General features: G+C 71.3%; 3 protein-coding genes and 1 pseudogene. 2 read left to right on the top strand and 2 right to left on the bottom strand.

Annotation, left to right across the window (positions count from 1 at the left end):
- Positions 1-227: anti-sigma factor family protein (locus AC08ON_RS08945; protein WP_476616774.1), on the bottom strand; the 227-nt coding region annotated here is incomplete at its 3' end.
- Positions 224-1,033: an RNA polymerase sigma factor SigE gene (sigE, locus tag AC08ON_RS08940; RefSeq protein WP_476607106.1), complete on the bottom strand. Its 810-nt coding sequence runs from the start codon at positions 1,031-1,033 to the stop codon at positions 224-226. The genes AC08ON_RS08945 and sigE, both read right to left, overlap by 4 nt.
- Positions 1,034-1,198: 165 nt before the next feature.
- On the opposite strand from sigE, the gene AC08ON_RS08935 reads away from it, so the two are divergent.
- Both AC08ON_RS08935 and AC08ON_RS08930 read left to right on the top strand, forming a co-directional pair.
- Positions 1,199-1,852: an O-methyltransferase gene (locus AC08ON_RS08935; protein ID WP_476607107.1), complete on the top strand. Its 654-nt coding sequence runs from the start codon at positions 1,199-1,201 to the stop codon at positions 1,850-1,852.
- A gap of 152 nt (positions 1,853-2,004) precedes the next feature.
- Positions 2,005-2,293 (top strand): annotated as a pseudogene (locus tag AC08ON_RS08930) (hypothetical protein); the annotation flags it as partial.

Below are 2,293 nucleotides of genomic sequence, written 5' to 3'. Positions count from 1 at the left end.
GCGGGCAGCGCGGTCGGACCGCCCAGGCTCAGCAGCCGGACCGCGAGGCCGCCAGGAAGATCCGGGCCATCGAGAGCAACCAGCCGTGCCTTGACCATCCGCAGGGCCGCCACCTCCCGCTGGCACTCCCCGCAGCGGGCAAGATGCGCGAGCGCGCGGTCGCGAGCGTCATGATCAAGCTGATGGTCGATGAGAGGCGAGATCCGATCGCCGAGATGCTCGGTCACGCCCGCCGCTCCCGCGGAGCACCACCCTTGCTCCCGGCGGCGACGGGCCCATGCCGTCCCCTGCTTCTGGGCCGCCCATCGTCGCCTCGGTCCCGACGCGGTCTGGTCGTGTCCGGCGGCGCCACGTCCGCCTCGGCGAGCTCCGCCGCCACCGGCCCGACGGCGGGCTCCGCGGCGAGAAGGGCATCGTCCGAGACCGTCACGGCGGCGGACAACGCGGCGCCGTCACCAGTACGTGGCGCGCGATCAGCCAGCGCCGCGCGCAACATCGCCCGACCGCGCGAGATCCGGCTACGCACTGTGCCCAGTTTCACGCCCAACGTCTGAGCGATCTCTTCGTAGGAGAGCTGCTCGATGTCGCACAGCACGACGGCGGCCCGGAAGTCGGGCGGCAGAGCGGCGAGCGCGGCCTCGACGTCCGCGTCGAGATGAGCCTCGGCGTAGACCGCCTCCGGGCTCGCCTCGCGGCCAGCCAGTCGCTCGGTGTCCTCGGGCAGCGCATCGAACCGGATCTTCTGCTGGCGACGCATGCGGTCGAGGAAGAGATTGGTGGTGATCCGGTGCAGCCATCCCTCGAAGGTGCCGGGGGTGTAGTCCGCCAACGACCGGAACACCCGGACGAACACGTCCTGTGTCAGGTCCTCGGCGTCGTGGGCATTACCGGTGAGGCGGTAGGCGAGGCGATAGACCCGGTTGCCGTGCTCACGGACCACGTCTTCCCAGGAAGGAGGAACCCAACCCGAAGCTTCTGCGGTGGCGGCGACGCCGGCGGCGTCCGAGCCCGCCCCGGGGTCCTGAGCAGCCACGGCCGCCTCTCGGTCGGTTCGCGTCAAACGTACCCGACGAGCCAGCCAGGGAGCGGCGAATCCCGCTGCGGACACCGATGTTTCTCCCCTCGATCCTCGACACGATGCGCGTTGACCAGATGAACGCGCGTCCTCGGTCTCCCGTTCCCGTAGGCTGAGGAAGTCATGCCGGACACTGACATCGGCGAACTCGAGTCCGCCGCCGCCTACGCCGAGGGCTTCCTGCTGGAAGACCCGATCCTTCGCGCTGCCCGCGCCCGAGCCGAGGAGGTCGGGATCGTCCCGGTCAGCCCGGGTACCGGCGCGGTCCTACGCTTCCTTGCCGCTGCCGTGGGCGCCCGCGCGGTGGTCGAGATCGGCACAGGTACCGGGGTCTCCGGTACCTGGCTGTTGCGGGGGATGCGGCCTGACGGAACCCTGACCACCATCGACGTCGAGGCCGAGCACCTTCGGCTGGCCCGGCGCACCTACGCCGACGCGGGGATGACCCCCGGGCGCAGCCGGCTGATCACCGGCCGCGCCCTCGACGTTCTCCCCCGGCTGACCGACGGCGCCTATGACCTCGTGTTCTGTGACGCGGACCGGCGTGAGGGCACCGAATACCTCGCCCAGGCCCTGCGGCTGCTGCGGCCGGGCGGCGTGGTGGCGTTCGCCAGCGTGCTGGCCTTGGCCCGGGGCCAGGCCACCGGCCCCGAGGCGGTGGCGGTCCGCGAACTCGCCACAGCTGTGCGTGACGACGTGCGGCTTACCCAGATGCTCCTCACCACCGGCGGCGGCCTCTTGGTCGCCGTGGTCGCCAAGTCCTCCCCGGTCGGCTGACCAGCACCTCGGGCGGGTGACCGGCACCCCGGGCGAGCTGGCCGGTCCGCGGTAACACGATCGGGGCCGGCCGATCGTGCCGGTACCCGGTGGCTCCTCAGTGGGCGCGTAAGGTGCGCTTAAGCGTGACATTCCTACGCCTTGGGGAGTAAATGGCACCGGCCGCGCAGGAGTACCGGCGCTATGACGTCTACGACGACTACGGCGACGATTACGGCGACTTCAACGCCTATGACAGCCGGGCCAGGGACGCCTACGACAGCCGCGCCGAGCCACCGCCCGCCCCACGTGAGAGCCTGCTGCCCTACATCACGTTCGTCCTCGTCGTGGCGGTCCTAGCCGGGATCGCCGGTTACACGCTGAACCGTCTGGTGGGACCGGCGCACGGCGCGCGCTCCGCCCACCCGTCCGCACCGAGCGCCACCCCCTCCCCGACGGCCG

The organism is Frankia sp. CoWAU3 (genome assembly GCF_977971855.1).
Note: the sequence above shows the minus strand (reverse complement) of the source record. Positions and strands in the feature narration are given on the sequence as shown.